General features: G+C 63.3%; 21 protein-coding genes and 2 pseudogenes. 14 read left to right on the top strand and 9 right to left on the bottom strand.

The genetic code is table 11. The features are described 5' to 3' along the window. The 5 genes and pseudogenes from BM388_RS11365 to BM388_RS11345 form a co-directional block, all read right to left on the bottom strand. A pseudogene (locus BM388_RS11365) lies at positions 1-233 on the bottom strand (hypothetical protein); the annotation flags it as partial. A gap of 228 nt (positions 234-461) precedes the next feature. Further along, the gene (locus BM388_RS11360; protein ID WP_089850211.1) at positions 462-1223 is read right to left on the bottom strand and encodes an amino acid ABC transporter ATP-binding protein; all 762 of its coding nucleotides are present in this window, start codon (positions 1221-1223) and stop codon (positions 462-464) included. Beyond that, a complete protein-coding gene (locus BM388_RS11355; RefSeq protein ID WP_089850209.1) occupies positions 1220-1894 on the bottom strand; it encodes an amino acid ABC transporter permease in 675 nt (224 codons plus the stop codon). Before BM388_RS11355 ends, BM388_RS11360 begins: the two co-directional genes overlap by 4 nt. 17 nt (positions 1895-1911) lie before the next feature. Next, positions 1912-2679: an amino acid ABC transporter substrate-binding protein gene (locus BM388_RS11350; protein WP_089850208.1), complete on the bottom strand. Its 768-nt coding sequence runs from the start codon at positions 2677-2679 to the stop codon at positions 1912-1914. Between the two features lie 126 nt (positions 2680-2805). Continuing rightward, positions 2806-3552, bottom strand: a complete 747-nt coding sequence (locus BM388_RS11345) for a M15 family metallopeptidase (protein WP_245781531.1) — start codon at positions 3550-3552, stop codon at positions 2806-2808. Positions 3553-3754: 202 nt separating this feature from the next. On the opposite strand from BM388_RS11345, the gene purU reads away from it, so the two are divergent. Both purU and BM388_RS11335 read left to right on the top strand, forming a co-directional pair. Continuing rightward, positions 3755-4609, top strand: coding sequence for a formyltetrahydrofolate deformylase (gene purU / locus BM388_RS11340; protein WP_089850204.1), 855 nt, complete (start codon positions 3755-3757; stop codon positions 4607-4609). A 99-nt stretch (positions 4610-4708) separates the two neighbouring features. Then, the gene (locus BM388_RS11335; RefSeq protein WP_089850202.1) at positions 4709-5380 is read left to right on the top strand and encodes an energy-coupling factor ABC transporter permease; all 672 of its coding nucleotides are present in this window, start codon (positions 4709-4711) and stop codon (positions 5378-5380) included. 62 nt (positions 5381-5442) lie between these two features. Here the strand turns inward: BM388_RS11335 and dinB are convergent, their stop codons facing one another. Continuing rightward, the gene (gene dinB / locus BM388_RS11330; RefSeq protein WP_089850200.1) at positions 5443-6498 is read right to left on the bottom strand and encodes a DNA polymerase IV; all 1056 of its coding nucleotides are present in this window, start codon (positions 6496-6498) and stop codon (positions 5443-5445) included. A 145-nt stretch (positions 6499-6643) separates the two neighbouring features. Continuing rightward, entirely contained in the window at positions 6644-7300 is a 657-nt protein-coding gene (lexA, locus tag BM388_RS11325) for a transcriptional repressor LexA (protein WP_089850198.1), read from the bottom strand. A gap of 303 nt (positions 7301-7603) precedes the next feature. Here lexA and BM388_RS11320 point away from each other — a divergent pair, with 303 nt between their 5' ends. Next, complete coding sequence (locus BM388_RS11320) at positions 7604-8272, top strand: TetR/AcrR family transcriptional regulator (protein ID WP_089850197.1); 669 nt, start codon at positions 7604-7606, stop codon at positions 8270-8272. Next, a complete protein-coding gene (locus BM388_RS11315) occupies positions 8272-8790 on the top strand; it encodes a L,D-transpeptidase (RefSeq protein ID WP_089850195.1) in 519 nt (172 codons plus the stop codon). Before BM388_RS11320 ends, BM388_RS11315 begins: the two co-directional genes overlap by 1 nt. 110 nt (positions 8791-8900) lie before the next feature. Here the strand turns inward: BM388_RS11315 and BM388_RS11310 are convergent, their stop codons facing one another. Beyond that, positions 8901-10133, bottom strand: coding sequence for a type II secretion system F family protein (locus BM388_RS11310; RefSeq protein ID WP_089850221.1), 1233 nt, complete (start codon positions 10131-10133; stop codon positions 8901-8903). 38 nt (positions 10134-10171) lie between these two features. After that, complete coding sequence (gene pilB, locus BM388_RS11305) at positions 10172-11959, bottom strand: type IV-A pilus assembly ATPase PilB (protein ID WP_089850192.1); 1788 nt, start codon at positions 11957-11959, stop codon at positions 10172-10174. Positions 11960-12442: 483 nt separating this feature from the next. Between pilB and BM388_RS11300 the strand changes: the two are divergent. The 10 genes and pseudogenes from BM388_RS11300 to pseG form a co-directional block, all read left to right on the top strand. Continuing rightward, positions 12443-12553: pseudogene (locus tag BM388_RS11300) on the top strand (prepilin-type N-terminal cleavage/methylation domain-containing protein); the annotation flags it as partial. A 441-nt stretch (positions 12554-12994) separates the two neighbouring features. Beyond that, positions 12995-14485: an O-antigen ligase family protein gene (locus tag BM388_RS11295; protein WP_139233931.1), complete on the top strand. Its 1491-nt coding sequence runs from the start codon at positions 12995-12997 to the stop codon at positions 14483-14485. Positions 14486-14907: 422 nt separating this feature from the next. Further along, positions 14908-15756, top strand: a complete 849-nt coding sequence (gene cysQ / locus BM388_RS11290) for a 3'(2'),5'-bisphosphate nucleotidase CysQ (protein WP_089850188.1) — start codon at positions 14908-14910, stop codon at positions 15754-15756. A gap of 84 nt (positions 15757-15840) precedes the next feature. Then, the gene (locus BM388_RS11285; RefSeq protein ID WP_089850187.1) at positions 15841-17277 is read left to right on the top strand and encodes an MBL fold metallo-hydrolase RNA specificity domain-containing protein; all 1437 of its coding nucleotides are present in this window, start codon (positions 15841-15843) and stop codon (positions 17275-17277) included. Positions 17278-17667: 390 nt separating this feature from the next. Continuing rightward, entirely contained in the window at positions 17668-18459 is a 792-nt protein-coding gene (locus BM388_RS11280) for a Wzz/FepE/Etk N-terminal domain-containing protein (RefSeq protein WP_089850185.1), read from the top strand. 304 nt (positions 18460-18763) lie between these two features. After that, positions 18764-20101: a lipopolysaccharide biosynthesis protein gene (locus BM388_RS11275; protein ID WP_217641063.1), complete on the top strand. Its 1338-nt coding sequence runs from the start codon at positions 18764-18766 to the stop codon at positions 20099-20101. Positions 20102-20148: 47 nt separating this feature from the next. After that, positions 20149-21147, top strand: a complete 999-nt coding sequence (gene pseB, locus BM388_RS11270) for a UDP-N-acetylglucosamine 4,6-dehydratase (inverting) (protein WP_089850183.1) — start codon at positions 20149-20151, stop codon at positions 21145-21147. Next, complete coding sequence (pseC, locus tag BM388_RS11265) at positions 21147-22310, top strand: UDP-4-amino-4,6-dideoxy-N-acetyl-beta-L-altrosamine transaminase (RefSeq protein ID WP_089850181.1); 1164 nt, start codon at positions 21147-21149, stop codon at positions 22308-22310. The genes pseB and pseC overlap by 1 nt, the downstream gene beginning before the upstream one ends. Further along, positions 22307-23029 carry a pseudaminic acid cytidylyltransferase gene (pseF, locus tag BM388_RS11260; RefSeq protein WP_089850180.1) on the top strand — a complete coding sequence of 241 codons (723 nt, stop codon included), beginning with the start codon at positions 22307-22309 and terminating at the stop codon, positions 23027-23029. Before pseC ends, pseF begins: the two co-directional genes overlap by 4 nt. Further along, positions 23026-24171, top strand: a complete 1146-nt coding sequence (pseG, locus tag BM388_RS11255; protein WP_089850178.1) for a UDP-2,4-diacetamido-2,4,6-trideoxy-beta-L-altropyranose hydrolase — start codon at positions 23026-23028, stop codon at positions 24169-24171. Before pseF ends, pseG begins: the two co-directional genes overlap by 4 nt.

Below are 24171 nucleotides of genomic sequence, written 5' to 3'. Positions count from 1 at the left end.
CCCGCGAAGCGCTGGCTCAGCTGGCGGATCAGCGTGTCGATGGCCGTGGGCTCATTGGCGATCTCACCACGAAACTCCGGCTCATGCCGTCCCGCCTCGGCGATGGATACCGCAATGCTGGCCTTATGCACATCCAGCCCGATATAGGCGGCATGGACGTCGCTGGCGGCGCTGAGCCGCTCGGCGGCAGTGCGCTCCACAACGACCTGCTGAGTTGCGTTAGACTGTGTCATGACCTGCCTCCCTCAATAGTGGCTCTGTGTTGTTGCCCAACCTCAACGTAACCCACGACGTTGAGGAGGGGCAGGTCAATCCATCATGTCTACGCTAGGGATGGCGTCGGTAGCGCCCAGGGAGGGGTTCACAGCGCCTCCGGAAGGCCGGCCCCGCTCGATGGCGAGTCGCCAAGTCAGCCCCGAACACCGGGCTGCCGGCGAGGGCCGCCAGGGGCCGGATAACGCCTACTCCGGCACGTCTAGCGCGACCTGGGTGGCCAGTACCTGGCGCAGGAAGTCCCGCGTGCGGGGATCCTTTGGCGCGCCAAAGAGCTGGTCGGGCGGTCCCTGCTCGACGATGCGTCCCCCTTCCATGAAGATCACCCGGTCCGCCACATCCCGGGCAAAGCTCATCTCGTGGGTGACCACCAGCATGGTCTGGCGCTCGGCGGCGAGCCGCTTCATCAGGCCCAGCACCTCCTCGACCCACTCCGGGTCCAGCGAGGAGGTCGGCTCGTCGAAGAGGATGACCTCCGCCTGGGCCGCCATGGCTCGGCCGATGCCAACTCGCTGCTGCTGGCCGCCGGAGAGTGAGGCGGGGTAGGCGTCGGCCTTGTCGGCGAGGCCGATACGCTCGAGGATCTCGCGGGCTCGCGCGTGGGCGCGAGCCTTGGGCCAGCGGTTGACGACGATCAGCCCCTCGGCGATGTTCTCAAGCGCCGTCTTGTTGGCGAACAGCGCATAGTTCTGGAAGACGAAGGCGGTGCGCCGCCGGGCCGTCAGGATATCGGCGCGCGTCGCCCGGGTGACGTCCACCTCCATGTCGCCGATGGTCAGCCGGCCGGCGTCGGGGCGCTCGAGGAAGTTCAGGCAGCGCAGCAGCGTCGACTTGCCGGTCCCCGAGGGGCCGATGATGACGACGATCTCGCCCTGCTCGATGGCCAGATCGATGCCGTCGAGCACGGCCTGGCCGCCGAAACGCTTGATGAGTCCCGCTACCTTGATCATCGGCGATATGCCTCGTTGAGCCGGGTTTCCAGGCGCCGCTGGACCCAGGCCAGCAGCTCGACGATCAGCCAGTAGAAGATCGCCACGGTGATGAACGCCTCGAAGTAGAGGAAGCTGCCGGCCGCCTCCTTCTGGGTCGCGCCCATCAGCTCGGTGACCCCCAAAGTGAAGGCCAGCGAGGTCGCCTTGATCATGTCGATGAAGTAGTTCATCAGCGTGGGCACCGCGACTCGGGTGGCCTGGGGCAGCACGATGCGGCGCATCAGCTGGCCGTTGGTCATGCCGATGGAGAGCGCCGCCTCCGTCTGGCTGCGGTCGACCCCGACGATGGCGGCGCGGATGGACTCCGCCATATAGGCCGAAAAGTGCAGGGTGAGGCCCATGATGGTCGCGGTCACACCGTTGATCTGGGTGAGGAACGCCAGCACCTGGGGCAGGCCGTAGTAGAAAAGGAACAGCTGCACCAGCAGCGGCGTGCCGCGAAAGAAGGAGATGAACAGCAGGGTGGCAGCGTTCAGCCCCGGGATGCGCAGCACGCGGATCACCGCCAGAGCACAGGCCAGGATCAGGGCCAGCGCCATGCCCACGGCGGCCATCTGCAGCGTCAGCGGCAGGTAGCGCAGCAGGATGGGCGCCAGCCCCAGCATGTAGTCGAGATCGAGCACGGACATGTCAGCGGCTCAACGCCTCACGGGGTGGTGATGTCGGTGCCGAACCACTGCTCGGAGATCGCACGCAGCTCGCCGGACTCGCGCAGGGTGGCGAGCGCGGCATCCACTCGATCGCGCAGTTCGCGATCCGCCTCGGTGTCGCGGAAGGGCAGGGCGTTTTTGATCTCGGAGAAGGGCTGGCCGGCGAGTGCCAGGGGCAGCGGCTTCTCCTTGATGACCTGGCTGGCGCTGACCCGGTCCATCACGAATGCATCGACGCGCCCCAGGGCGGTGTCCTGCTCGATGTTGCTCTCGTAGGTGCGGATCTCGATCTCCTCGGCGTAGGGCAGCTCGTTGAGCAGCTGCTCGTAGTTGGAGCCGAGGTTGACGGCGACGGTCTTGCCCTTCAGGTCGTCGACGCCCTGAATCGTCTCGTTGCCGGCCTTCACCACCACCTGGGCGCCGTCATAGACGTAGGGCTCGGTGAAGGCGTATTTGGCCTGCCGCTCCTCGGTGATGGTGATCTGGTTGGCGATGGTGTCGATGCGCCCCGACTCGAGCATGCCGAACAGCCCCGAGAAGTTCGCGGTGACGAACTCGACCTCCACGCCCATCTCCTCGGCCACGGCCGTGAGCACATCCACCTCGAAGCCCTGGAGCTTGTCCTGCTCGACGAAGGTGAACGGGAAGTACCCGCCGGACATGCCGACCTTGATGGCGTGGTCGTCGGCCTGGGCCAGGCCGGCGGCGCCGAGCAGGCCGGCGGTGAGGATCGCCAGGGTAGGGCGGGAAACGCGCTTGAGCATGTGAGGGCTCCTAGACAATTTGCTTGATGAGAAGGTCCGTCACGGGCCGTGACGTGGATGGCGCTCACACTAAAGAATAAGAAAGCGTTTTACCAATAGCCTCTGGTTATTAATCCTCGGCGTGGTTTACCACTGGCGCTGCCAGCGACTCTCGATGGTCTCGAGCTCCGTCGGGCCGTAGAGCGCCCGTGGCTGGCCGCTGTAATGGGCCCAGAGCTGGTCGCCGGCATCGAAGTGCCACCATTCGCTCGGCAGGTTGGTGAAGCCCTGTTCGCGCATGGCGCCATAAAGGCGGCGTCGGTTGTCGCGCGCCTCTCGCTGGCGGGCATCGGGGCGGTCGAGTGATTCGAGGGCGGCGGTGTGCGAGGCAGGCACGGCCTCATCGAACTGTGTGCCCATGTCCAGCGCCAGGCCGTCGGCGTCGCACAGCGTCACATCCACGGCGCCGCCGGTGAGGTGCGGACTCGGCGCGCTCGCATCATAGCTGGGCACGGAGACGAACTCTCGCGTTCGCGCCATCAGCGCCTCGTCGTCGAGGGTGGGGTGATGCGAGCGGATGGCCTCCTGCAGGGTATCGAACAGGTACTGCTGCACCCGCCAGGGGCGCCAGCCGTCGAGCACCACCAGCCCGAGGCCCGCGGGCAGCGAGCGAGCCACGGCGAGTAGCCGGCGGTAGACCCCCTCGCGGACGTAGCATTCGTCGATCGCGCCGGGAATGTCCTGCTTGGCATAGATCGGGAAGGTCTTGATGCGCGAGGGTGCCAGGCTCAGGGGCACCAGCGGCTCGTCGCTTCCCGCGATGGGAATGCGGCTCACCACCGGCCAATCGGGCTCGGCCTGAGCGGCGATCGGGAATGACAGTGAACGATCCAAGCATGCCTCCATGGCGTGATAGGCCTTTTCGAGAAAGGGTAGCGGGGCCCGCGCGGGCCCACGCGGGCCCGTGGCGGTATTCGTGGCAACGCCTGCCTTCGCAGGTTGGCACGTCGCCCACATGAAAGCCACGGGCGTGCCCGAAGCGCCTGTTTTGGCTACACTGTCGCTCCCTGTTACAGCCTCAACTCGGGTTCATTCGATGTCACACTATTACCGCCTGGTAGTTTCCTGTCCCGATCGTCTGGGCATCGTCGCCAGGGTCTCCAGCTTCATCGCCGGCCACGGCGGCTCGATCACCGAGGCCAGTCAGCACTCCGACCTGGAGGGTGGTCGCTTCTTCATGCGCTACGAGATCCTCGCCGACTCGGTGGGGATGCCCCTGGAGGCGCTGCGCGAGGCGTTTGCGCCGATCGCCGAGGAGTTCGAGATGGCCTGGGCGCTCAACGACACCCGCCAGCGGCGGCGGGTGGTGCTGATGGTGTCGCGGGAGACCCACTGCCTGGTGGACCTGCTCTACCGCTGGACGGCGGGCGAGCTCGACTGCGATATCGCCGGCGTGATCTCCAATCACGAGGACATGCGTGGCCTGGTGGAGTGGCACGGCATCCCCTACCACCACGTGCCGGTCAAGGCCGACGACAAGCAGGTCGCCTTCGACGAGGTGCAGCGGCTGGTCGATGAGGCGCGCGCCGACTGCGTGGTATTGGCCCGCTACATGCAGATCATGCCGCCGGCGCTCTGCGAGCGCTTCCGGGGCCGCATGATCAACATCCACCACAGCTTCCTGCCTTCGTTTGCCGGCGCCAGACCCTACCACCAGGCGCACCAGCGCGGGGTGAAGCTGATCGGCGCCACCTGCCACTACGTCACCGAGGAGCTCGATGCCGGCCCCATCATCGAGCAGGACATCCACCGGGTCAGCCACTGCCATACGCCCGAGGACCTGGTGCGCTTCGGCCGCGACGTGGAGAAGGCGGTGCTGGCCCGCGGCCTGCGCTGGCACCTGCAGGATCGCGTGCTCATTCACGGTAACAAGACCGTGGTCTTCGCGTGATGGTTTGGCTCACGATCGAGAGGTATTTCGTGAAGTGACTCGTGAAGTGACTCGCGAGGCGAATGGTCCGGATAACTGCTCGTACAAGAGGGAGTCGAGATGACGATCGCCGAACCGGTACTCGCCTCCTGGCTGCTGTGGCTCTGCGGCCTGGTCTCGCTGGCCATGGTTGGCCTGGCGCTGAGCCGGCGGCCCTGGGTGGCGCTGATCGAGGATAACGCCCTGCAGCATCGCTGGCTGGCCGCGACCGTCATCGTGATGCTGTTCTGGCAGCTGCGTGCCCAGGCCGTGGACTGGCTGACCCTGCACCTGATGTTCACCGCGCTGCTGACGCTGATCTTCAAGGCGCCGCTGGCGCTCTTGTCGATCACCGCCATCAACGTCGCCATGGTGCTGCTGGGACGCATCGACTGGCCGCTGCTCGGGGTCAACGTGCTGGTCACCGGGGTGGTGCCGGCGCTGGTGACCGGCATCGTCTGGCGACTGGTCGATCGTCGCCTGCCCGATAACCTGATGGTCTTCCTGTTCGTCTGCGGCTTCTTCGGCTCGGCGCTCGCCACCCTGGTCGCCGGCCTGGCCATGGTAGGCCTGATGGCCGTGGGGGCCAGTGATGCCGAGGCGCTGCGCCAGGCGCTGGAGTATGCCCGCTTCCTGCCGCTGCTGATGCCGAGCGAGGCCTTCATCACCGGCATGCTGATGAGCATCCTGCTGGTCTATCATCCCGGCTGGGTCGCCACCTTCAACGACCATCGCTATATCGATACGAAGTAAGCGGCCAATGGTTAATCGCCGAGGGGATTATCCTTGCTTCTCGGTGCTTGGCCGCTTGGCGCTTATAATGGCAGCGTCAGCTGCTGTCTCGCATCTTCCGGTACCAGGCGAACGCCGACGCCGAGCAGGCGTACGGGGCGACTGGCTCTGGCCCAGGCCTGCTCCAGCAGTCGGGTGTAGCTCTCGGGCGCCGGTGACAGCCCGCGGCTCTCCAGGGTGGTCAGGCTGAAGTCGTCGAAGCGCACCTTGACGAAGAGCCCGGCGAGCGGTGGATGGCCGTGGCGCTCGAGGCGGCCCTGGAGCTTGTCGCAAAGCGGGGCGAGGGCGGCGCTGGCGCTCGCCAGGTCGGGCAGGTCGCGGTCGAAGGTGGTCTCCACGCTGATCGACTTGCGTTCCCGTTCGACGCGTACCGGGCGGTCGTCGATGCCCCGGGCGAGCTCGAAGAGCCGGCGGCCGAACTTGCCGAACTCCTCAATCAGCCGCTCGATGGGCAGCTCGCGCAGGTGCGAGCAGGTGGTGATGCCCATCGCGTCGAGCCTGGCCCCGGTGGCCGGGCCCACGCCGTGGAGTTTCTTCACCGGAAGCTCGCGCACGAAGGCATCGACCCGCTCCGGCGGGATCACCGTCAGGCCGTCAGGCTTCTCCCAGTCGCTGGCGATCTTGGCCAGAAACTTCGAGGAGGCCGCCCCGACCGAGATCGTGATACCGGTGCGTCGGTAGCACTCCTCCTTGATCCAGCGCGCCATCCAGGTGGCGCTGCCGCGAAAGCCCTCGACGTCGGTGACGTCGAGGAAGGCCTCGTCCAGCGACAGCGGCTCGACCAGCGGGGTGAGTTCGTGAAAGACCGCCTGGATCTGCGCCGAGACCTCGCGATACTTCTCGAAGTGGCCGGGCAGCAGGGTGAGGTGGGGGCAGAGGCGCAGCGCCCGGGCGGTCGGCATCGCCGAGTGAATGCCGAATGCCCGGGCCGGGTAGTTGCAGGTGGCGATCACCCCGCGCCGCTCCCGAGAGCCGCCGATGGCCAGGGGGATGTCGCGCAGGCTCGGGTCGTCACGCATCTCCACCGCCGCATAGAAGCAGTCGCAGTCGGCGTGGAGAATCTTGCGAAGTTGGCTCATGCGATCAAGACGGCACGTTCTGAAGCGAGGTGAGCGAAGGCCAGACAAGGCAAATATCAGCGAAAAAGCGGAGTCTACAAGTCAGTAAATGAGCATTTTGAGCTGATTTTTAACGCAGTATGGCCGAGCGCAGCCCGCTTCAGGGCTAGCCCAGCGCCTGGCCGTTGCCGCCGCGAATCACGCCGACGCCGACGCCCTCGATCTCCAGCGGGTCATGGCGCAGGTCGACCTCGATGGGGTCGAAGTCCGGATTCTCGGCCTCGAGGGTGACCACATGCCCCTGGCGATGGAAGCGCTTGACGGTGACCTCGTCCTCCAGACGAGCGACCACGATCTGGCCGTCGCGGATGCGCTCGGTGCGGTGCACCGCCAGCAGATCTCCCTCGAGGATACCGACATCCTTCATCGAGAGGCCGCGAACGCGCAGCAGGTAGTCGGCGCGGGGGGTGAAATACTCCGGCGGCAGCGGGCAGTAGCGGTCGATATGCTCGGCGGCGAGAATCGGGCTGCCGGCGGCCACCTCACCGATGATCGGCAGGCCCTGGCTGGGCTCCTCCGGGGGCTGCTCACCGAGGGATTCAGGCTCCTGGGCCGGCAGGCGAATGCCGCGGGAGGTGCCGCGAATCACCCGGATCGCTCCCTTGCGCTCCAGGGCACGCAGGTGCTCCTCGGCGGCGTTGGCCGACTTGAACCCCAGGGCTCGGGAGATCTCCGCCCGGGTCGGCGGATAGCCCAGCTCGTTCATGGTCTTGACGATGAAATCGAGCACGTTCTGTTGCCGAGCGGTAAGGGAGCGGCTCATGGGACCTCCGGGGTCGGTACCGTTGGGGACGATGCCATCGTCGCGTCTGGTCAAGTATACAGCATGTCTTTCCATCCAGTAAAAGCGATAAGCAGCCAAGCAGACTAGCAGCCAAGAAAAACCTCCAGCAGGTTTCTCTGCTGGAGGTTTTTCTTGTTGCCATAGATAGGGGTCGAGCACCATCCTGCTCGGCGCTCGGTAGCGTTTCAAACGCCATGACGTTGGTGGCATTGAGCCATCCCATTGTCTGTCATAGACTCCTGCCACATTCAAACAAATGTTTCTAATCACGTGGAGCCTCCGATGGCCCAGCAGCCCGACACCGTCACGCGCATCCTCGATACCGCCGAGGTGCTGTTCGCCGAGCGCGGCTTTGCCGAGACCTCGCTGCGCAATATCACCAGCAAGGCCAAGGTCAATCTGGCCGCGGTGAACTATCACTTCGGGTCCAAGAAGGCACTGATCCAGGCGGTGTTCGCTCGCTACCTCGATCCCTTCACCTTTCGCTTCCACGCGGCGCTCGATGAACTCGAGGCCCGCCATGAAGGCGGCGTCATTCCCCTGGAGGAACTGCTCGAGACCATGGCGCGCTGCGTGCTGGAGGTGCCGGCGGAGCGCAACAGCTTGAAGGTCTTCATGCGCCTGCTGGGGCTCGCCTACAGCCAGGCCCAGGGCCACCTGCGGCGCTATATCCAGGAGGAGTACGGCAGTGCCTTCTCCCGGTTCACGGAGTTGGTGCGCCTGGCGACGCCGGAGCTGCCCGACGCGGAGCGCTTCTGGCGCCTGCACTTCATGCTGGGCACGGTGATCTTCACGCTCTCGGGGCTCGATGCCCTGCGTGACATCGCCGAGCAGGATTACGGGGAACGCGTGGGGGTGCGCGACCTGGTGCGTCGCATGCGTCCGGTGGTGGTGGCGGCCATGAACGCGCCGCTGCCGGAGTCCCTTCACACACAGCAAGAGGCCGGCTGATGCGCACGCCCGTGCTCACCGCACTGCCGCCGGAGACGGGGCCCTGGCTGGAGATCGATACCGCCGCCCAGCAGCTGAGCGTGTGGCGAGGCCGCGAGCGGCAGTGGACGTGCGAGGTGTCTACCGGTGCCAACGGCACCGGGGAGGCGGAGGGCAGCGGTGCCACGCCGCTGGGCTGGCACTATATTCGTGTCGCCATCGGGGCGGGCAACCCGCCGGGCAGCGTCTACCGGGGGCGCCGCCCCACTGGCGAGGTCTATTCCGGGGCCTTGGCGGTCGAGTACCCGGGGCGCGACTGGATCCTCACGCGCATTCTCTGGCTTTGTGGGTTGGAGCCGGGCCGTAACCGCGGCGGCAACGTCGACTCCCAGCGGCGCTACATCTATCTGCACGGCACCCCGCCGAGCGAGCCCATGGGCGTGGCCCGCTCCCACGGCTGCGTTCGAGTGCGCGATGACGACTTGCTGGCGCTGTTTGATATCGCCGCGCCGGGCACCCCGGTGTGGCTGCACGACTGAGGGCCAAGCCGCCAAGCAGCCAAGCAGCCAAGAAAAACCTCCAGCAGATGACTCTGCTGGAGGTTTTTAGTACCGCCATAGAGGGGTTCGAGCACCATCCTGCTCGGCGCTTAAATCACGCTGCCCAGCTCGAAGATCGGCAGGTACATCGACACCACCAGCCCGCCGACCAGCACGCCAAGCACCACGATGATCAGGGGTTCGAGCAGCGAGGTCAGCGTATCGACCTTGTTGTCGACTTCCTCCTCGTAGTAGTCCGCCACCCGGTTGAGCATGGCGTCGAGCGAACCGGCTTCCTCGCCGATGCCGACCATCTGCACCGCCAGCGCCGGAAACCGCTCGGTCATGCGCATGGCGAAGTGCAGCTGCTGGCCGGTGGCCACGTCTTCCCGGATCTGGGCGATCGCCCGCTCGTAGACCATGTTGCCCGCCGCGCCTTCGGCGGTTTCCAGCGCCTCCACCAGCGGCACACCGGCGCCGAAGGTGGTGGCCAGGGTGCGCGAATAGCGCGCCACCGAGGACTTGTCGAGGATGTCGCCGATCACCGGGATGCGCAGCGCCGCTTTGTGCACGCGGTAACGAAACGCCGCGGACTGCTTCATGCCGCGGCGCACCAGGAAGATGGCGGCCACGATGCCGATCAGTCCCCACCACCAGTACTGCTGGGCGAATTCCGACATGGCGATGGTCATGCGCGTCATGGCGGGCAGCTCGGCACCGAAGCCGTTGAACAGGCTCTCGAACTGCGGCACGACCTTGATCAGCAGCAGCGCGGTCACGCCGATGCCCACCGAGATCACCGCCGCCGGGTACCAGAGCGCCTTCTTGACGCGGCTCTTGAGCGATTCGATCTTCTCCTTGTAGGTCGCGACCCGCTCGAGCATGTGATCCAGCGAACCGGACTGCTCGCCGGCCTCCACCATGTTGGCGAACAGCCGATCGAAGTGGTCGGGATGGCGCTTGAGCGCCTCGGAGAAGCTTGCGCCGGCCGCCACGTCGTTCATCAGCTCCTGCACGAGCGCGCGCATGGCCGGCTTCTTGAGGCTCTCCGCCACCACCTGGAAGGCCTGCAGTACCGGCACGCCGGCGCGGATCATGGTGGCCATCTGGCGGGCGAAGAGCATGATGTCGCGCGGCTTGATCGTGCCCATGCCGCCGCCGATACCGCTCTTGCGACGCACCTGCTTGACGATGATGTGCTGGTCGGCCAGGACCTGGTTCACTTCCGCGCGCTTGGTGGCGATGATTTCGCCGCCGATCTTGCGGCCGTTAGGTCCCTTGCCCGACCAGCGCCAGCGATAGAGCTTGAGCTTCTGGTGCTTGCGCGTGGGGCGCGTTGCCATGTTCATCGTCTCGGTTCCTGCGTCGCGTTATCGTGGTGTCAGTCCTTGGTGACCCGGTTGACCTCGGCCAGGCTGGTCAGCCCCTGCATCACCTTGAGGATCCCGCTGCGTCGAAGGTCCGGGTAGCCTTCCCGGCGAGCCTGGGCATCGAAGTCCCGCGAGTTGCCCTCGGTCATGATCAGCTGGCTCATGGCGTCACTGATCGGCACCACCTCGTAGATGCCCACCCGGCCCTTGAAGCCCTGGGTGCAGTGCTGGCAGCCCACCGGCTCGTAGATGGTGGCGCTGGCGACCTCGTCATCGGTGAAGCCCTGGGCGAGCAGTGCCTCGCGGGGGATCTCCGCCGGCTGCTTGCAGCGCTGGCAGAGTCGGCGCGCCAGGCGCTGGGCGATGATCAGGCTCACCGAGCTTGCGATGTTGAAGGGCGCCACGCCCATGTTGGCCAGGCGGGTCAGCGTCTCTGCCGCCGAGTTGGTATGCACGGTGGAGAGCACCAGGTGGCCGGTCTGGGAGGCCTTGACGGCGATCTCGGCGGTCTCCAGGTCGCGAATCTCGCCGACCATCACCACGTCCGGGTCCTGGCGCAGGAAGGCGCGCAGGGCGCTGGCGAAGCTCAGGCCGATCTTGGGCAGCACGTTCACCTGGTTGACGCCCGGCACCTTGATCTCCACCGGGTCTTCGGCGGTGCAGATGTTGCGCTCCACCCGGTTGAGCAGATTGATGCCGGTGTAGAGCGAGACCGTCTTGCCGCTGCCGGTGGGGCCGGTGACCAGTATCATGCCCTGCGGGTCGTCGAGCACGCCCTCGTACATGGCCCGCTGCTCGGGGGTGAAGCCGAGCTGTTCGATGCCCATCTGTGCCGAGCTCGGGTCGAGGATGCGCAGCACCACCTTCTCGCCGTAGACGGTGGGAAGCGAGTTGACGCGAAAGTCGATGGAGCGGGTGGTGGAGAGCTTGAGCTTGATGGCGCCATCCTGGGGCAGGCGGCGTTCCGAGATATCCAGCCGCGACATCACCTTGAGGCGCGCGGAGATGCGCGAGCGCATGGCGAAGGGCGGGTGAGCCACGTCGTGCAGGATGCCGTCGATGCGAAAGCGCACCCGATAGCTGGTCTCGTAGGGCTCGAAATGGATGTCTGAGGCGCCGCGCTGGATGGCATCCAGCAGAATCTTGTTGACGAACTTGACGATCGGGGCGTCGTCGCCGGCGGCCGCCACCGCGGCCTGCTCGTCGGAGGCATCGACCACGCCCTCGTCGTAGGCGAGCTCGCCGACGGCGTCGTCGACGCTTGCCAGCTCATCGAGCATGCCGCTTTCACTGTTGGCGAGATAGCTCTCGAGCACCGGGCCAAGCTGATCGACCGGGGCCAGCACGCCTTCCAGCGTCAGCCCGGTGGCAAACTGCAGCTCGTCGAGCAGGGTGAGCGTGGCGGGGTAGGGCACGGCGACGGTCAGCCGGTGCCCGTGGCGCATCAGCGGCAGCACCATCAGCCGGCGCAGAATCCGGTCCGGGTAGTCCCTGGCCGGCGGCAGGCTATCCAGGCGCAGGGCATCGAGATCGAAGATCGGCAGGCCGTATTCCCAGGCCGCACACAGCGTGGCTTGGCGCGCCGGCAGCATGCCCGTCACGATCAGGTGCTCGAGCAGGGAGCGCTCCGCCTCGCGGGCCTCGGCCTCGGCTCGCACCGCCGCCGCCTCGCCAAGCAGGCCATCGGCGACCAGGCGCCTGGCCAGGCCGCCGCGCCGGGTCGCGCCCTGCAGGGCGGAAGGCTCGGGCTTCGGCATAGCCGGGGGCTGCTCGGGGGATGGCGGGCGGTAGTCGTTCATGGTGCCTCGTGGTGTGGCGGGCCTCGGGGTGTCGCGACAGGGCGCGGCGGACGTTCGTCGGCTGTGCCGATTCTAGCCTCTGGGAACCGGCCGCGCCCAGCGCCACGTCATGCGTTGGCGAGGTTTTGCCCATCATTACTCTCATGCTTTAGCATCAAATGTCGGGTGATACCTCGCCTACCGCGGGTAATACCGCTTGCAGGGCGATGGTGCGTAAATTAATGTAACGCCTAGCGAGCGATCTCATGCTTGAGGCACCGGATGGCGGGATTCGTATGATACGTGGCATGTGAGGGGGTAGGACCGTGGGAGCGGTGCTTGCACCGCGAAGAGCAGAACCACGAGCCTTGCGACCCACGGATCATTCTCATCCCTGACATCAACGTAAATCTGCACGGGCGGCAGCAGAAGGCTCACGCCTGACCCGACAAGGCAAACCAGGAGCAAGGACAAGTAATGTACGAGATGATAAAGAAGACTCAGATGAACAAGGCCCAAGGCGGCTTTACCCTGATCGAGCTGCTGATCGTGGTGGCGATTATAGGGATTTTGGCGGCAATTGCGATTCCGCAGTATCAGAATTATCTTGACCGAGCGGCTATTAATGCCTGTGCTCAAGAGATGGCTGCAGCCCGGACCCCGATTCTTTCTGAAGCGGCAACGTCAACCTCTACTGTAGCTTCAGAGATCACTAGGTATAATAATGATAATCTTTGGGATGCATGCTCATCAGTATCTTTTTCGGATCCTGTGATGACTGGAACACCTGATCGTCCAGGTATTGATGCGGGAGATCGTCCCACTGTAAGAATCGGAGAGACCGTGGATGCTGAGGGTTTCTTTGGATCTTAGTCCCCAGTCATTCGCAGTCTAATCGCTAACAATTTCTCGATACACCTAGCTCGTACCACTCAGCGGTCGGCATCACTGCCGGCCGCTGGCGTTTCTGACTTTGAGTTGTATAGCCGTTTCGCTGAATGATTGGGTAAGGTAACGACCCTCCTCCTAACCCCGAATCGATAGTGTCTAGTCGTCATGCCCTTTTCCCTTACTCCATCCGCTAATCGGCGCGTGGTTTTTCATGCGTTGCCGGTGATCGTTTTAGCCCTCGCTATAGCCTTGGGTGTCTTGGTGCCATGGCAGGTGGGCGGGCCGACTTCTTTCGCCGCCCAGCGCGTCGCTCAGTTCGTGTGCCTGATGGTGCTTATCGCGGTGGGAGGCTTGCCGTTGCGCGGGGCGCTGTTGTCTTCGCTGGCCCCGGTCAGCCGCCTCGGGCGTTGGCTGTCCATCAGCGGCGTGTTGTTGGCATCGCTGTCGGTGGTGCTGGCGCCACTACCCGGCGTGGCACTACTGGAACTGGCCTATCTGTCGATGCTTGGCGTGGCGGCAGTGCTGGTGTGGTACGGCGCCCACTGCCTGCCGCGGCTTGGCTGGGTCATCTTGGGAGGGCTCATAGCCCTCTTTATGCTGGTCTATGCGGCCCTGGCCGCGGATCACCTGCAACTGGTATGGGCGTTTGCCAACCGCCACGATTTTGGCCCGGGGTTCGCCAACGTGCGCTTCTTTGCCGATGTAGCGGTGGGGCTAATGCCGTTGGCGATGCTCTACGCGCTGGCTCGACGGCGACCTTCCCTGATCGCGGGCCTGCTGTGTCTCCTGCCGCTCAGCGTTTGGTGGTGGCTTTTGTGGGTATCTGAGAGCCGCGCGGCGCTTCTGGGGCTCTTCGTGGGGGCGGCCTGCGCCCTGCTGGTGGTAGGCCGTGCCGCGCGTTGGCCGGTGCTGCTGCTGGCGCTCTCAGGCGGCTTGGGGCTTGCCGGATGGTGGTTCGTCAATCCGCTCGGCGGTGGCAGCGGTGGCGAGGAGGCCGTCTTCCTTCGCGACATTACCTCGAGTTCCCGTCGATTCATCCTCTGGCCCGAGGCGCTGGGCTATGCAGTGGACCACTTTCCCTTGGGTATTGGGCCCATGGGCTTTGCCTATAGCGGCACGTTGCTCGAGGGACACGCCCATAATCTGTTCTTCAATACCGCGGCGGAATGGGGATTTCCGCTGATGGGGCTGTTGGTAGGGGTGTTGCTCTACGGCGCCTGGGTGATTCTGCGGCGCGGCCGCAACATGGGTGAGGAGGATAAGCGGGGCTTTGCCTGCCTGGTGATCGCCTTCGTCGGGGTGATGGTGAACGCGCAGTTTGCCGGCTCGCACATCATCCCGTTGAGCGGGATGGTGATGGTGCTGGTTATCGGCCTGGTATTCGGCTTTTGCTCCGCCAGCGGGCCGCTGCCCCTAGAATCTAGCGGCCCGGTGCCGCTCGGCGCTACCCTGCTGTGGGTCGCGTTGATGCTGGTGCTGGCATATCTGCTTTATGCGGGCGCGGAGCTCTATTGGCTTGCAGAAAATTCGACTTCTCGCTGCTTTCAGGAACTCGGCCGCGCCTACTACTACCCGCGCTTCTGGGCGCAGGGGAGATTGGAGTGCATGCAGATGACGACTCCAGATCATTGGTTGTTCTGGTCGTGGCGAGGTTAACTGAGCCTCCATGGGTTGTGCACCTCGCTCGCCGGACGCGGTTGTGAGCGATGGCGTCGCGGATATTCTTCTCGGGATCCTCCGGCGCGTCGAATAGGGCGCTGTTGAGCACAATGCCGGTATCGCCGATGCGCACGCCGCCGCGGTACTCTTCATTGGCCGTCCGTGATGCTCGGCCCAAGGTGTCTTGTTAGATGCGGCAAGGCCTTGCCGACGGTACGCCAAACGCCGCTGTGTTGGTATGTCATCCAGTAACGACCATGCATCCCTGTCATGCTGGAGGGGCGGTAGCTGAATGAGTGGGCCCGAACACCCCAGGTGTCCTGATCGGGGAAGCAGGTGATTTCCCAGAAACCGAGCCGAAGCAAGTGTCGAACTGGCGGGGCGGTCGAACGGTATGCCGGCTAAGGAGGAGAACGCGAATGTGGCTGGAACATGAAACGCTCATGCGGTTGATTGCTGGGGGAGAGGACGCCGGACGCCAGGTCATGGCGGTGTATCGAGGAGACTTCGCCATCGAACACAAGGCGGATCACAGCCCACTCACCGAGGCCGATATGGTCGTGCACCATGCGCTTCTGGCGCTGATCGAGCGCGAGACGCCTGGTGTTCCGGTGCTCTCGGAGGAGTCCGGCGAGATCCCCTTCGCCATTCGCCGAGGCTGGTCGCGCTACTGGCTGGTCGACCCCCTGGACGGCACGCAGGAATTCATCGCCGGCAACGGCGAGTTCACCCTCAACCTGGCGCTGATCGAGGACGGCGTGCCGGTGCTTGGCATCGTGCATGCGCCGGCGATGGGCCAAGGGGCAGTCACCTGGTGGGGGCAGGTCGGGCAGGGCGCTTTCAAGCGCGAGGGTCATCGTGAGGGGCCGATTCATGTGCGGGTGCTGCCGGACCCCGGGCGCGAGCCCTGGCAGGTGGTGGGCAGCCGACGAAACGGCATGGCGGCCTTCGAGGCTTTCTGTCGGGCGCTACCGGCCCACAACACCCAGTCCATCGGCAGCTCGCTGAAGTTTTGTTTGATCGCCGAGGGCCTGGCGGATCTCTATCCGCGCCTGGCGCCCACTCGCGAGTGGGATACCGCCGCGGCCCAGGCCATCGTCACCGCGGCCGGCGGCCAGGTGCTCGACGCCGAGACGCTCAGGCCGCTCGTCTGCAACCGGCGGGAGAGCCTGCTAAATCCTCATTTCATCGCCTGTGGGCAGCGCGATGCTCGCTGGGAGCGGGCGCTGGCCGTGGCCCTGAGAAGCCAGCCCAAGCGTCGCGAGTGAGCATCGTGGGCTCGAGCTGGCATTTGTGCGCTTTGCCTGGCCTACACTGACGGTACTGAATCGTCGGCAGGGAGGCCGCCGCTAATGTCATCATCACTAAGAAACTCGCCACGAATTCTGCATCACGGCGCCGCCGAGGGCGTGACCGGCAGCTGCCATCGCTTGCAAGTCACTGACGATCGCGCACTGCTGATCGACTGCGGTCTCTTTCAGGGCCAGGACGCCGACCATCTCGATAGCCTCGAGCAGCACCGGGTGCGCTTTCCGCTTCACGACGTGCTGGCGCTGGTGGTGACCCACGTGCATATCGATCATATCGGCCGGCTACCCTATCTGCTGGCCGCGGGGTACGAGGGCCCGATTCTCTGTTCTGTGCCCTCAGCGCGGCTGCTGCCGTTGGTGATCGAGGATGCCCTGAAGATCGGCTTCACCCGTGATCGCGCATTGATCGAGCGCTTCCTCGCCGAGGTGGAGAAGCGCCTGGTGCCGCTGGACTATCGGCAGTGGCACACCGTGATCGACGACCAGCGCCACCGGATTCGCGTCAAGCTGCAGCGTGCCGGGCATATCCTCGGCTCGGCCTATGTGGAGGTCGATACGCACGATCGCACGATCGGTGAGAGTCACCGCACGGTGTTCTCCGGCGATCTCGGCGCACCCTATGCACCCTTGCTGCCGGCACCCCGATCGCCTTATCGGGCCGACACCCTGGTGATCGAGAGCACCTACGGTGACCGCCACCACGAAAACCGCACTGCCCGGCGGGCGCGCCTCAAGGGCGCCATCGACCGGGCGCTCGAGAATGCCGGCAGCGTGGTGATTCCGGCCTTCAGCATCGGCCGCACCCAGGAGCTGCTCTACGAGCTGGAGGGCCTGATCCACGGGGCTCGCGACCCACGCTGGCGCGAGCTCGAGATCATCGTCGACTCCCCGCTGGCCGCGCGTTTCACTCAGATTTATCGAGAGCTCAGGCCCTGGTGGGATGCCGAGGCGCATCGGCGCCTGCGCAGCGGCCGCCATCCGCTCAGCTTCGAGAATCTCTATACCGTGGAGAGCCATGAGGAGCATGAGCAGACCGTCGATTACCTTGCCCGTACCCATCGCCCGGCGGTGGTGATCGCCGCCAGCGGCATGGTCACCGGCGGGCGAGTGGTCAACTACCTCAAGCGCATGCTCCATGATCCGCGTCACGCCGTGGTGTTCATCGGCTATCAGGGCGCCGGTACGCCGGGCCGTGACATCCAGCGCTACGGGCCAAGCGGCGGCTGGGTATCCCTCGACGGCGAGCGCCTCGATATCCGCGCCCATATCGAGACCGTCAGCGGCTACTCCGCCCATGCCGATCAGCAGAATCTGCTCGACTTCATTCGACGCATGCGCCATCCGCCGCGCCATGTGCGCCTGGTGCATGGCGAGCGCGACGCCCAGCTCGCCCTCAAGGCCCGTATCGAACAGTGGGCGAAAGATGCGGGACGGCAGATCGAGGTGAGCCTGGGCGCCGATCACCAGGCGCCGCAGTGAGCAGTAGGCTATGGACCCCGATCCACTCGGCTCGATCTTGTTGCAGGTCAAGGTCGTGAGAGGAGGCGGGCAAACGACGAAAGTTCCGGTTGACGTTCGGCATCGATGCTTATTTACTCGCGTGCCCATACGGCTTTCGAAGCTCAGGCACAGCGGAGTCGAGCCTGCGGATGGAGCCAAAGCGACGAGTCACGTAGAATGTCCGCTCGAATTTACCACTTACAGGCTGCAGGTCGGTCGATCACCAACGCCTAGCGGCCAAACCGCCGTCGGGTGCTGTTATCGACATCACCTGCAACCCAAAGATAGTTGCTCAGGGCATGGGAATGCGCCCGGTTAATCCCCGGGCGGTAGCGTGCCTGATCCATGGATGAAGGTAGCCCTTAATCAATGAACGAATCACCCAATAGCCAAGCCCCCCGCCATCCTGCCGATGATGAAATCTCGCTGGTCGATCTGACCAAGATCTTGGTCCGTCGCTGGAAGACGATGGCGGCCGTCTTTTTGGTCATTGTGCTGGCAGGGCTCGCCTACGCGCTTTCCATGGAGCGCACCTACGAGTACGTGTCGATCTACCAGGTGGCCGAACAGAAGCCTAGCGGCAGCAACGGTCCTGCCGCATTGGAGCTGCCCGGCTCTATCGTCGCCAAGGTGTCCAACCTCTACCTGGGATCCGTGACGCGGGAGCTCATCGCAGAAAATAGTCTCGAAAAACTGCCGTTCGATGTGGACGTGTCAAATCCTAGCGATACGCTGCTGGTGCGCTTCGTATCGAAAGCCACTACGCAAAACGAGTCGCTGGTCAAAGCCTTGCATGGAAGCATGCTCGATAAGATCAAGGCCGATCAGGGCGCACAGCTCGAGCAACGCCGGGCCAGCCTGGAAAGCCAGCTTGCCAGTGCCAGGCGCTCCCTCGAAGCCACGCAGGGTTCGTCGCGCGCTCTCGTATCTGACCTTGTGACCAGCTATATCAACCGTATCGCGGATCTCGAGGATGAGCTGGCCTATCTCCGCGATGGCAGAGTGGTAGAGACCGCTGTTCAAGGTCTGCAGCCAGTCGGCACCGGGCGTAGCCTGATCATGGCCTTGGCGATCGTTTTGGGCGCCATGATTGCCGTGATGAGCGCTTTCATCATGCAGTTTGCTGCTTCGGTGCGTGATAGCTTGGTGGAAGAAGGCTGAGCTGCCATGTGTGTTTGATAACCGCCATTATCGGTGATGGTTAATAAAATCAGTAGGTTGTGTGAATTGGCCCGCAGGAATGTGGGCCAATTTCATGGAAATGTGGCTGTCTCGACGAAATGCGAAAGCTCACAAAATTGTGGCGGGTTGCTTGAACTCCGCGACCGAGGCCAACGATCGCTGTATGTCTTCTCGGATGGCGTGCGTGGTCTTGGCACATTGATGAAGTACTTGAGCCATGAATCCCCCTCGGACAATGTTTCGTACCATGGACCATTACAAGCCGGACTAAACACCTAGTCTTGTGAACAAAGTATCTGGCCGGATAGCTTTTGTTTTGATTTTGAATGGGGTGGGTATTAAAAGTTTCCCGATTGAACGATTTGTCAATATTGGTTTGCGAGGTAGCACCTTGTTGGCGAAGTTTGCATTGCTTTTTTTGTTAGCTTATTTTCTTGAGCCAGCGGATATCGCGCTTTATGGGTTGATAGTGGTAACAATTGCATATGCGACATATGCTTTGGGGTTCGACTTTTATACTTATAGCACAAGGGAGTTGCTTGGTAAAAAACCAGATCAGTGGGCAAGGTTGTTGCGGGATCAAAGTGTTTTTTTTATCGTAACTTATATAGTTGTCTTGCCACTGTTGGCTCTTATTTTCTTCCTTGGCTTTATTCCTTGGTCAGTGGCGCCTTGGTTTTTTATTTTGTTGGTGCTGGAACACTTGGCACAAGAATTGAATAGATTGTTGGTGGCAATGTCTCGCCAATTATATGCAAGTGTGGTGCACTTCTTACGTTCCGGCCTATGGGCGCTTATTGTTGCAGTACTGTTTTGGGTGTTTCCCTCCGTCCGTTCTATCGAGTTTGCCTTGTCGGCATGGGGAGTTGGTGTGGCGACTGCATGTTGTGTTGGTGGGCTAGTGATTTTTAAACTAGACCGGGCTTGTTTGTGGCAAACAATAGATTGGCAGTGGGTGAGGCGCGGAGTCAAAGTGGCACTGCCATTTCTCGTAGCGACTCTGGCTATTCGAGGTTTGTTTACCCTTGACCGTTATTGGGTTGAAGCTCTTTCAGGAGCCGATGTTTTAGCTGCATACGTGCTTTTTGCCGGTGTGGCTAATGCGGTAACGGCCTTCTTGGATGCGGGGGTTTTTGTTTTTTTATACCCGGGGCTTATAAAAGCTTTCAAGGAAAAGGATGCGACGTCTTTTAAGAGTGGTATGAAGGTTTTGATTCGGCAAACACTCATCATATCTCTCCTATTGAGCATTTCTGCTGCATTGCTTATCCATCCCGTATTGTTTTTTATAGGCAAGGAGGTTTATGTGGAGCATGTTGGGCTCTTGTATGTGCTTCTTGTTGCTATTGTTTTATACGCCTTAAGTATGGTGCCCCATTATGGGCTTTATGCCATGTCACAAGATAGAAGTATCATCATTAGCCACTTGGTATCCCTAGTTGTTTTCGTAGCCATCGCAGCGTTGATGACAAGAATCCTCCCCGTCTACGGGGTGCCACTAGCACTGTGCGGATCTTTTGTTATCATGTTGGTTCACAAAAGCATGGCTTACATAAAGCTGAAGAAAAAGCAATCATGGATCCAAGAAGGGAAAGTCTCGCTAGAAATTGCAGATATTTAGTGATAGTGAAATATCTGCTCTCTTACTTTGAAGATAGGTAGCAATGAATGTTTAATAATGCATCGATTCTCGTCACCGGCGGTACTGGGTCCTTCGGCCATACTTTTATTCCCATGCTGCTTGAGCGCTATAATCCAAAGCGGGTGATCATCTTCTCGCGTGACGAGATGAAGCAGTGGGAGATGGCCAAGAAGTTCCAAGGTGATCCGCGTGTGCGTTTCTTTATTGGTGACGTGCGCGACCGTGATCGCATCTACCGGGCGCTGGACGGTGTCGATTATGTGGTGCATGCGGCGGCCACCAAGATTGTGCCCACCGCCGAGTACAACCCCTTCGAGTGCGTCAAGACCAACGTCCAAGGTGCCATGAACTTGATTGATGCGTGCATCGACAAGGGCGTCAAGAAGGTGGTGGCGCTCTCCACCGACAAGGCCAGCAGCCCGATCAACCTGTACGGGGCGACCAAGCTAACCTCCGACAAGCTGTTCGTGTCCGGCAACTCCTATGCCGGCGGCCATGACACCCGCTTTTCCGTGGTGCGCTACGGCAACGTCATGGGCTCTCGCGGCTCAGTAATTCCTTTCTTCATGTCGATCCGTGACAAGGGCGTGCTACCCATCACCGATGGCCGCATGACCCGCTTCATGATCTCCCTGGAGCAGGGCGTGGAACTGGTGTGGCACGCCTTCGAGGACATGGAGGGTGGCGAGATCTACGTCAAGAAGATCCCCTCAATGAAGGTCACCGATCTGGCTCAAGTTGTGGCGCCGGACGCCGAGCAGGAGGTGGTGGGCATTCGTCCTGGCGAGAAGCTACACGAGCAGATGATCGGCGCAGAGGATGCCTACTACACCTACGAGTACCCTGAGCACTTCAAGATCCTGCCGGCGATCAACAGCTGGGACCAGGACGCCAATCGCATCAAGGATGGCAAGAAGGTGCCTGAGGGCTTTGTCTACTCCAGCGATACCAACCAGGAATGGATGAGCGAGAGTGAGCTCACGGCCTGGATCGATGCCAACTGGGAAAAGATCGGAGCCATCTGATGATCCCTTACGGACGCCAGGACATCCAACAGGCCGATATCGACGCCGTACTGGCGGTGCTGAAGTCTGATTTCCTGACCCAGGGCCCGATGGTACCGCGGTTCGAGCAGGCCGTGGCCGACAAGGTTGGCGCCCGGCATGCCCTGGCGGTCAATAGTGCCACCTCGGCGCTGCATGTCGCCTGTCTAGCGCTGGGCCTGGGGGAGGGCGACTGGCTGTGGACCTCGCCGATCACCTTCGTTGCCTCCGCCAATTGCGGGCTGTACTGTGGCGCCAAGGTCGACTTCGTGGACATCGACCCGTGTACCTACAACCTCTGCCCCCGGGCCTTGGAGGCCAAGCTCGAGCAGGCCGAACGGGCCGGTCGGTTGCCCAAGGTGGTGGTGGCGGTGCACCTGTGCGGCCAGCCCTGCGACATGCAGGCGATCCAAGCCCTTGGAGAGCGTTACGGCTTCCGGATCATCGAAGACGCCTCCCACGCCATTGGCGGCCAGTACCAGGGCGAGTACATCGGCAGTGGCCGATATAGCGATATCACGGTGTTCAGCTTCCACCCGGTGAAGATCATCACCACCGCCGAGGGCGGAATGGCGCTGACCAACGATGACCAACTGGCCGAGGCGATGGCCATGCTGCGTAGTCACGGCGTGACTCGCGATCCCGCGCTGATGACCCACGAGGGCGACGGCCCCTGGTACTACCAGCAGGTCGCCCTGGGCTTCAACTATCGCATGACCGAGCTGCAGGCCGCGCTGGGCGTTACCCAGCTCGAGCGCCTTGATGGCTATGTAGCGCGTCGCAACGCCCTGGCCGAGCGCTATGATGCACTGATGGCGAACCTGCTGGTGACCACGCCTTGGCAGCATCCGGACAGTGTCTCCGGGCGCCATCTCTATGTGATCCGTCTCAAGCGCGATGAGCTCGACGCGACGCATCGTCAGGTGTTCGAGGCCCTGCGCGATCAGGGCATCGGAGTTAATCTGCACTATATTCCGGTGCACACCCAGCCCTACTATCAGCAGCTGGGCTTCCGGCCAGGCGACTTCCACGAGGCTGAGCGCTACTACGCCGAGGCGATCAGCCTGCCGTTGTATCCGACCATGACCGAGGCCCAGCAGGACGACGTCGTAGCTGCCCTGACCCGGGCCCTGGAGGGCGCATGAGCGATATTTCGCCCAAGGCGGCCGATCGCGTCGCAGTGATTCCCGCCCGCGGCGGCAGCAAACGTATCCCGCGCAAGAACGTCAAACCGTTCTGCGGCAAGCCGATGATCGCCTGGTCGATCGAGGCCGCTCTGGCCAGCGGCTGTTTCGATCGGGTGATCGTCTCCACCGACGATGACGCCATCGCCGATGTCGCCCGTGAGTGGGGCGCCGAAGTGCCGTTTCGCCGCCCCGAGGCGCTGGCTGACGACCATACTGGCACCGTGCCGGTGATCGCCCATGCTCTCGACTGGCTCGAGGCCCATGGCGACACACCCCGTCAGGTCTGCTGCGTCTACGCCACCGCGCCCTTCGTGCAGGCCGACGATCTGCGCCGCGGACTGGCGATCCTAGAGGCCGAGGGCGCCGACTACGTCTTCAGCGTCACCAGCTACGCTTTTCCCATTCAGCGCGCGCTGCGGCTGACGGCGGAGGGTCGGGTGGCGATGTTCCAGCCCGAGCATGCCCAGACCCGTTCTCAGGACCTCGAAGAGGCCTTTCACGACGCCGGCCAATTCTACTGGGGCAGGGCCGAGGCCTGGCGTCAGGCACTCCCACTGATGGGCCCAGGCGCCGCACCGGCCATGCTGCCGCGCCATCGCGTGCAGGATATCGACACCCCGGAAGACTGGCAGCGCGCCGAGTGGCTGTTCCGTTCCCTGCAGGCGGAAGACGCATGAACGAGCTCTATGCGGCCGCCCCAGTCATCGCCTTTCGCGCCGATGCCTCGCGATTGATCGGCAGCGGCCATGTGATGCGCTGTTTGACGCTGGCGGATGCCCTGGCCGCCCAAGGCGCCGACTGCCATTTCCTCTGCCGCGTTCATGACGGCCATCTCATCGAGCGGATCTCCGCCCATGGCCATCGGGTGCACCGCCTGTCTCTGCCCGATGAGCCCGACGGGGAGGGCGCCTCGCCGGCGGTCACGGAGGATGTCCCCGCGCATGCCGATTGGCTCGGGGTGGCGTGGGCCGTCGATGCCGAGCAGAGCCGCCACGTCCTGGCGGCGCTGCAGCCGGACTGGCTGGTGGTGGACCACTATGCGCTGGACGAGCGCTGGGAAGACATCGTCACGCCGGGAGGTTGCCGAGTGCTGGTGATCGACGACCTGGCCGACCGGGCGCACCGCGCCGACCTGCTGCTCGACCAGAACCTCGGCCGCCGGGCGGTGGACTACGCCGACTTGGTGCCCGAAGGGTGCCGTGTGCTGGTGGGGCCCACCTACGCGCTGCTGCGTCCCGAGTTCGCCGACTGGCGGGAAGCCAGCCTGGCGCGTCGCCAGGGCCAGCCGCGCCTGGAGCGCCTGCTGATCACCCTGGGCGGCGTCGACCAGGATAACGTCACCGGCCGAGTGCTCGAGGTGGTGAGCCAGTGTCCCTTACCCGATGACCTGCAGATCACCGTGGTGATGGGCGCCACCGCCCCTTGGCTAGACGATGTTCGAGCCCAGGCCCGGTGGATGGCATGGCCCACCGAGGTCGTGGTCAACGTCGACGACATGGCGCGGCGCATGGCCGAGGCCGACCTGGGCATCGGTGCCGCCGGCAGCACCTCCTGGGAGCGCTGCTGCCTGGGGCTGCCGACTGTGATGGTGGCCTTGGCCGAGAATCAGGTTGAGATCGCCCGCCATCTGGACGAGGCTCAGGCGGCGATTCATGTCGGCACCACCGCCACCTCAATCTGGGCGGACCGGCTGCAGCGTGTCATGGCGGAGATCACCGCCGCCCCGGCACGCCTAGATGCCATGACGCACCACGCTGCCGGCCTCACGGAAGGGCAGGGCGCGCAGGCGCTCGTTGAACATTTACTGAGGGACGGATGA

The sequence above is a fragment of the Halomonas saccharevitans genome, from assembly GCF_900116405.1.
GTDB lineage: Bacteria > Pseudomonadota > Gammaproteobacteria > Pseudomonadales > Halomonadaceae > Halomonas > Halomonas saccharevitans.
The sequence above is the reverse complement of the archived record's forward strand: the minus strand, read 5'-3'. Positions and strand labels throughout refer to the sequence as shown.